The organism is Desulfurococcus mucosus DSM 2162 (assembly GCF_000186365.1).
GTDB lineage: Archaea > Thermoproteota > Thermoprotei_A > Sulfolobales > Desulfurococcaceae > Desulfurococcus > Desulfurococcus mucosus.
The window spans coordinates 1,307,582-1,314,639 of sequence record NC_014961.1 but is presented as its reverse complement, the minus strand read 5'-3'; the positions used below and the strand labels follow the sequence as shown (position 1 = coordinate 1,314,639).

General features: G+C 53.6%; 5 protein-coding genes and 1 tRNA gene. 5 read left to right on the top strand and 1 reads right to left on the bottom strand.

Annotated elements, in window-relative coordinates; translation table 11 throughout:
* The first annotated feature begins 197 nt into the window (after positions 1-197).
* A tRNA-Ala gene (locus tag DESMU_RS06995) sits at positions 198-271 on the top strand.
* A 34-nt stretch (positions 272-305) separates the two neighbouring features.
* On the opposite strand, the gene DESMU_RS06990 is transcribed toward DESMU_RS06995, so the two are convergent.
* Positions 306-830 (bottom strand): AAA-associated domain-containing protein, encoded by a 525-nt coding sequence (locus tag DESMU_RS06990; protein ID WP_187286335.1) that lies wholly within the window; start codon positions 828-830, stop codon positions 306-308.
* A gap of 90 nt (positions 831-920) precedes the next feature.
* Here DESMU_RS06990 and DESMU_RS06985 point away from each other — a divergent pair, with 90 nt between their 5' ends.
* From DESMU_RS06985 to DESMU_RS06970, 4 genes are all read left to right on the top strand, one after another.
* Positions 921-2,414, top strand: coding sequence for an ABC transporter permease subunit (locus DESMU_RS06985; protein ID WP_013562885.1), 1,494 nt, complete (start codon positions 921-923; stop codon positions 2,412-2,414).
* Positions 2,415-2,416: 2 nt separating this feature from the next.
* The gene (locus tag DESMU_RS06980; protein ID WP_013562884.1) at positions 2,417-3,148 is read left to right on the top strand and encodes an ABC transporter ATP-binding protein; all 732 of its coding nucleotides are present in this window, start codon (positions 2,417-2,419) and stop codon (positions 3,146-3,148) included.
* 149 nt (positions 3,149-3,297) lie between these two features.
* Entirely contained in the window at positions 3,298-3,549 is a 252-nt protein-coding gene (locus DESMU_RS06975) for a DNA-directed RNA polymerase subunit H (protein WP_013562883.1), read from the top strand.
* Between the two features lie 8 nt (positions 3,550-3,557).
* Entirely contained in the window at positions 3,558-7,055 is a 3,498-nt protein-coding gene (locus DESMU_RS06970) for a DNA-directed RNA polymerase subunit B (protein ID WP_013562882.1), read from the top strand.
* Positions 7,056-7,058: the final 3 nt, after the last annotated feature.

Sequence of the window (7,058 nt, the reverse complement as noted above, 5' to 3'; positions counted from 1 at the left end):
AAAAACAAGCCTATAAACCTTCAACCCCGCCTTGAAAAGCGAGGCTTTCGGTTGTAATATGTAGCAACCTCTATTTTATCCCTGCCAGGAGTTGGCTACAACTAGTCTCTCCGCTTCGGCCTGGAGGCATCCTTGAAGACGCCTCTTTTCAGGGTGGAAAATCTTAAAACCCCCTACGGTGATAGACACAGTGCGATGGGCCGGTAGCTCAGCCTGGAAGAGCGCTCGGTTGGCATCCGAGAGGTCCCGGGTTCAAGTCCCGGCCGGTCCACTAATCCTCCCACACCTTATTACGACTGGAAGCCTCACCCTTTAGAGCGGGGGGAGGCCAGCAGAACGACCTCCGAGTCATCCTCACTAAGCTTAAACATCCCGAGGTAGGCTCCCCATACAAGTATATTCCTCGCTACGCCTTCATCCATCCTCTTATAGTGCTTCTCTATCACCCGTGTTAACTCGCCTCTCGGAATACTCTTCCTCTTCACCAGCATCTCGTAAATCTCATGGAGGGGCTCAACCTTCTTCTCGATGACCAGCTCCCTTAAGAGCTTCCTCAGCCTCTTGGGGTCGGCCTCAGCCACCTTTCTACCGGGTTCTTCAAGAGTGAGGTATCCGTTCTCATATTTCACGAGTCCCAATGTCTCTGCGACATCTATGACTTTGGGTAGGAGGGCTATGGACTCACCTGTTAAATCCCCTATGTGCATGGGGTCTGCTCTACCGCCTAAGCTGTAGAGGGATTCTACGAGTCCTACGATGTGATCCGGCAGTATGTCGCGTGGCACTAGAACTCGTTTATCTGTGTCCCCTGTGGACACTTCAACGAACACCTATGCCTAAAATTCATTTATTAGCTTTTAAACGTATTCAGCCAGAAGTGAAGGCTCACGCAGAGCCCCGGGGAAGCATGGCGAACCAGTATGGTTGACATTGCACTATTGCTCCTAGCATCCTTGGCGAGCCTTGGGAGGATGATAGCGGCGTACACTGTGTCAACGCTACTGGCTATCTCTATAGGTGTCGCGATGGCAAGGCGGAGACTGGTGGAGGAGGTTCTCCTACCATTACTGGATATCCTTCAATCGATACCGGTATTAGGATTCTTCCCCGTGGTTTTCACACTGCTCCTCATGCTTCCAGCCAGGCAGGTGGCCTTGGAGGCGGCGGCGGTCTTCCTTTTAACAACCGGCTTGCTCTGGAACATGATATTCGGGGTGTACAGTGCTGTAAAGTCCCTTGACCCGGATATACTGCTCATGGCTGATGTCTACGGGCTTAAAGCGTTCTCGAGGCTTGCATACATATATGTTCCATCAGCCAGGGCAGCCCTTGCAGCCAACAGCATAATCTCGTGGGCGGGGGGATGGTTCTTCCTGACGTCAGTGGAGGTTATAGCGTCGGGTCCACAGGAGTACAGGTTGCTTGGGCTGGGGAGCCTTATAATGTATCTATATAATGAAGGCGACACCTGGGGCTTCTACACGGCTATACTGCTACTCTTCCTCATGATAGTTTCATCCTACCTCCTGGTGTTCAACCCGGCTGTGAACACTGTTACGCGTCGACTCATGCTGCCTGCCTCAGGCATAATCTTCCCATATATCGCCAGGCTCGCTTCAGCAACATGGGGCCTCCTGCTAAGCCTAGGCATGCGACTCGAGGCAAGGCGTGTTGCAACACGGCGTTGGATGCATAGGGGTCCGGCTGCGGCAGGCGTAGCTGTGGCCCTGCCGACCGTACTCCTCCTAAGCCATGGAAGCCTAGCTAACCCATTGTTCATTTCATCCTTCCTCAGCAACTTCCTCATCTCCCTTGCAAGGGTCTCAGCGATCACGCTTCTATCCCTAGTCGCCTCCGTGGCCCTAGCATACCTGGCTTTGACGAGGCAGTGGGGTGTTGGAATAGCGTTCATCGGCGAGGTGCTCGGCTCAATACCAGCCATCATCTGGTGGCCCCTGCTCTCACCGCTGGCATCACCCCTACCCTGGCTTGTCTCACTCGTCGTCTTCCTCCAGGGCTCCTTCTGGTACGAGTTCTTCAACATAATGCTATTCGGCGTCCCAGAGGTTAGAGAGGAGCTCATGGAGTTGGCCAGGGTCTACGGCGTCAAGGGCTTCAACTACTTCAGATACATCCTGCTACCCTCCCTCCTCCCCTCGATAGCCTCCGGTGCGCTGAGCGCGTGGGGCGGTGCATGGAACTCCACGATAGTAGCCGAGTACTTCTCAAGCGGCATACTAACCGTGGATCTCGGCGGCGTCGGCTCCACACTAGCTAGATACGTGTACAGCGGGAACCTTGAGGCTGCAAGCCTCACAATCCTACTGTGGGCTGTAATGATAGTTGTACTGGATAAAATCCTATGGTCCAGGATATTCAAGCTGGTTGAGAAGACGCATGCCGTGGGCGAGTAGCCATGCAGCCCATCATCAGGCTTAGGGAAGTATCCAAGAGCTTCGGGGAGGGCGGGAGAATCCTGAGGGTCCTGGACAGCATTACACTGGACATAGGCTCAGAGTTCATCGCTATACTGGGTCCATCCGGCTGCGGGAAATCCACGCTACTAAAGATCATTGCCGGCATCGAGAAACCTGACAGCGGGTCGATAGAGGCCCGTGGCAACATAACATACGGGTTTGTATTCCAGTCACCAACCCTGCTACCATGGCTAACAGTGCTGGATAACGCGGCTTTACCGCTCATCGCTAAAGGCATCAGTAAGAAGGAGGCCAGGGATAAAGCAAGGAGATACCTGTCCCTGGTGGGGCTGCAAGGGTTCGAGGACTTCTACCCGAACGAGCTGAGCGGGGGTATGAAGCAGAGGGTGAACATTGCAAGGGCGCTTGCAGTAGAGCCCTCTATCCTCCTAATGGACGAGCCCTTCTCCCAGCTAGATCCCTTAACAGCCGAGGCGCTCAGGGCTGAGGTGGTGGATCTATGGCTCTCCGGGGTGACAACTGTCGAGGGAGTGATCATGGTGACGCATAATGTGGAGGAGGCAGTATACATGGCTGATAGAATAGTTATCCTCACACCGAGGCCCGCTAAGGTGGCCAAGGTGGTTGAGGTCGGGCTCCCGAGGCCAAGGGATAGGAGGTCGAAGGAATTCCAGGATATAGTGGATGCGGTCTACGAGTACGTGAGCTGACGCACGGAGGTTTAATGCATCTCCACTTCTTTCCCATCAAGGGATGCGACTAGTTGTTACGTGAAGCAACATCTTTAAAAATCGCTTAACGATTTCTAGAACCTAGATCCAGGAAATAGGACTCTATATATGGCTTTGGGTGTTTGTTTATGGGTAAGAGAATAAATGTTCTGGAACACGAGCTAGTGCCGAAGCACGAGATCCTACCACCCGAGGAAGCATACCAGGTCCTCAAGAAGCTCGGGGTGGAACCGTGGCAGCTGCCATGGATATCGATCAATGATCCCGTTGCTAAGGCTATAGGGGCTAAGCCAGGCGACATAGTGAAGGTTATCAGGAAGAGTCCGACAGCCGGGGAGTTCATCACGTACAGGTATGTAGTCGTCGACGTGACGAGGTGACCGGCTCATTGAATAATCGAGCAGACTACTTGACGCCGGACGACCTCTGGATTGTTATGAGGAAGTACTTCGAGGAGAAGGGGCTGGTAAGACAGCACCTTGACAGCTATGAGAGGTTCCTCAAGGAGCTGCTTCCATCGATCCTAGAGGAATTCAGGGAGATAAGGATAGCGGAGAAGACGAGGATAGTCATCGAGAAGTACAGGGTTGACGAGCCCAAGTGGACGAGCATAGAGGGCATAGAGGAGTCTAAAAGCCCCATGGAGTGCAGGCTGAGAAACCTCACCTACGCCACCCCAGTGTACGTGACTGTGAGGATAGAGGATGAAAGCGGCTATACAAGGGAGCAGGAGTTAAAACTCATGGATCTACCGGTTATGTTGAAGTCCAGCATAGACCCCTTAAGCAAGCTTACACCTGAAGAGTTAGTTGCGATGGGGGAGGATCCAAGGGATCCCGGGGGATACTTCATAATCAACGGTAGTGAAAAAGTCATCGTGGCCCAGGAGGATTTAGCAAGCAACAACATCATAGTTGACGCAATGCCTGAAGGCAGCTCCGTGACCCATGTAGCCAAGGTCACCAGTGTTGCAAGAGGGCGTAGAAGCCAGTTGGTCATTGAGAGAAGGAAGGACGGGGTCTTCTACGCTAGCTTCCAGGGCCACAAGTTCCCCGCTGTGATGCTGATGGTGGCTCTAGGACTAGCCAGCGAGGCCGAGATACTGTACGCTACAAGCCTTAAACCAGAGGTGCACAACCACCTGCTACCATCCATAATCCAGATACAGGAGGTGCTTCCAAAGCTAGAGATACCTGAAGGCGCCAGCGAGGAGGAGGTTGAAAGACTCAAGGAGGAGTATAGGAGGAGGGTTGTCGAGGAAGCCCTCGACTTCATAGCCTCTAAATTCATAATAGGTAAGCCGAGGGAGGAGAGAATACTTAGAGCGCAGAGACTGCTGGATGAACGACTCCTACCCCACATAGGCACCGACCCCTCGCCTGAGACAAGGCTGAGGAAAGCCGTCTTCATAGGGCAGATGATATCGAGGATAATAGAATTGTACCTGGGCTACAGGAGCCCCGACGACAAGGATCACTATAGGAATAAACGGCTGAAGCTCGCTGGAGACATGCTCGCCACCCTCCTCAGGGCTGCAATAATGGGCTTCTCACGGGAGATAAAGGAAGGGGTTGAAAAACAGCTCGCCAAGACGAGGAAAGTAGACTTGAAGATGGTGTTTAAGCCGAGCATAATAACCGATAGACTCCTCCACGCCATGGCCACGGGCAACTGGCCCGGCGGCAGGACAGGTGTAAGCCAGCTCCTGGATAGGACGAACATGCTGAGCACGCTGAGCCATCTGAGAAGAGTCGTCTCACCGCTTGCCAGGGGGCAGCCGCACTTCGAGGCCAGGGAGCTCCATGGAACACAGTGGGGTAGGATGTGCCCCTTCGAGACGCCTGAGGGCGCCAACATCGGGCTGGTGAAAAACCTAGCTTTAATGACCAATGTCAGTGTTGGAGTAGACGATAAGGAAATCGAGCTACTCCTATACAGGATCGGCGTGGTACCACTGGTCTCAATCAATACAGGGGACAAGTCGTATAAGGGTATACTGGACATCATCCGGGAGGATGTCTCAGCAGCCGTCGAGTTAAGTGAGAAGTACTCCGGGTGGAGCAAGGTCTTCCTGAACGGGAAGCTAGTGGGCTACCATAGGAACGGAGAGGAGCTGGCTAGAGCTATAAGAGAGCTTAGGAGGAAGGGGAAGATAAGTAGTGAGGTTAATGTAGCCCATATAAACAGTGGATACGTGGACGAGGTAGTCGTGAACACGGATCCAGGGAGAATAAGGAGGCCGCTGATAGTCGTCGAGAACGGGAAACCCAAGCTGACCAGGGAGCATGTAAAGATGCTTGAGGAGGGCAGGTTAGGGTTCGAGGACCTCGTCAAGCAGGGTATAATAGAGTACCTGGATCCCGACGAGGAGGAGAACGCGTATATAGCGCTGGAGCCAGGCAGCGTTGGAGCTGAGCACACCCACATGGAGATATGGATACCAGCTATCCTAGGGATAACGGCCTCCATCATACCCTACCCGGAGCATAATCAAAGCCCGAGAAACATGTATCAGTCAGCTATGGCTAAGCAGAGCCTCGGCCTTTACGCAGCCAACTTCCAGAGGCGAATGGATACAAGGGGGCACTTCCTACACTACCCGCAGAAACCACTCGTCCAGACCCGTGCAATGGATGTAATAGGCTATAATGAGCGGCCTGCAGGCCAGAACATGGTTGTAGCCGTGCTCACCTACACCGGGTACAACATGGAGGACGCGTTGATACTGAATAAGAGTAGTGTGGACAGGGGGCTCGCTAGATCCACGTTCTTCAGGCTGTACACGACAGTAGAGTACAAGTATCCCGGTGGAATACAGGATGAGATAACTATTCCCTCAACCAATATAAGGGGGTATAGGGGGCAGAAGGCGTATGAGAAACTGGAGGAGGACGGGATAGTAGCGCCTGAAACACCTGTGACAGGGGGAGACGTGTTAATAGGGAAGATCAGCCCACCCAGGTTCCTCAGCGCCCAGGAATACGAGGTAGGCAGCACGCTGACACGGCAGGACACGAGTGTTGTGATGAGGCATGAGGAGAAAGGCGTGGTTGACACCGTCTTAATAACCATGGACAGCGAGGGCAACAAGCTCATCAAGGTCAGGGTGAGAGACCTCAGGATCCCTGAGCTAGGCGATAAGTTCGCGTCCAGGCATGGACAGAAGGGTGTTGTAGGACTACTGGTGCCACAGTACGACATGCCCTTCACGGAGGAAGGCGTGGTCCCCGACCTGATAATAAACCCGCATGCGTTCCCGAGCAGAATGACCGTCGCACAGCTCATGGAGAGCATAGCCGGTAAAGCCGCCGCACTCGAGGGGCGAACCTTCGATGCGACCCCGTTCTACAAGACCCCTATCGAGGAGCTACAGGTAATCATAAAGAGGCATGGGTACTCCCCAACCGGCGAGGAGGCCATGTATGATGGGAGAACCGGTGAACTACTGGATGCACCGGTCTTCATAGGGGTAGTGTACTACCAGAAGCTCCACCACATGGTCAGCGATAAAATGCATGCGAGAGCCAGGGGGCCAGTACAGATATTGACGAGGCAGCCCACGGAGGGCCGTTCAAGGGCCGGCGGGCTGAGATGGGGTGAGATGGAGGTCGACTGCCTGGTTGGACACGGCTCCGCCATGTTGTTGAAGGAAGCCATGACGGATAGGAGTGATTCAACAATCATCTATGTTTGCGAGCTATGCGGCTCCATGGGATGGTATGATAGGAACAAGGGCAAGTACATGTGCCCGGTGCACAAGGAGAGAGGAGTGTTGAAGCCCGTTGAAGTATCATATGCGTTCAAACTGCTGCTACAAGAGCTCATGAGCCTGGGTATAAGGCCCAGGCTGATAACTGGTGAAGTCGCGAAGGGTGAGGGACAGTGAGCA

Excerpts from the sequence above, each read along its gene's own strand:
- DESMU_RS06985 (WP_013562885.1), top strand. The coding sequence starts at position 921 with ATGGTTGACATTGCACTATTGCTCCTAGCATCCTTGGCGAGCCTTGGG.
- DESMU_RS06980 (WP_013562884.1), top strand. The coding sequence starts at position 2,417 with ATGCAGCCCATCATCAGGCTTAGGGAAGTATCCAAGAGCTTCGGGGAG.
- DESMU_RS06975 (WP_013562883.1), top strand. The coding sequence starts at position 3,298 with ATGGGTAAGAGAATAAATGTTCTGGAACACGAGCTAGTGCCGAAGCAC.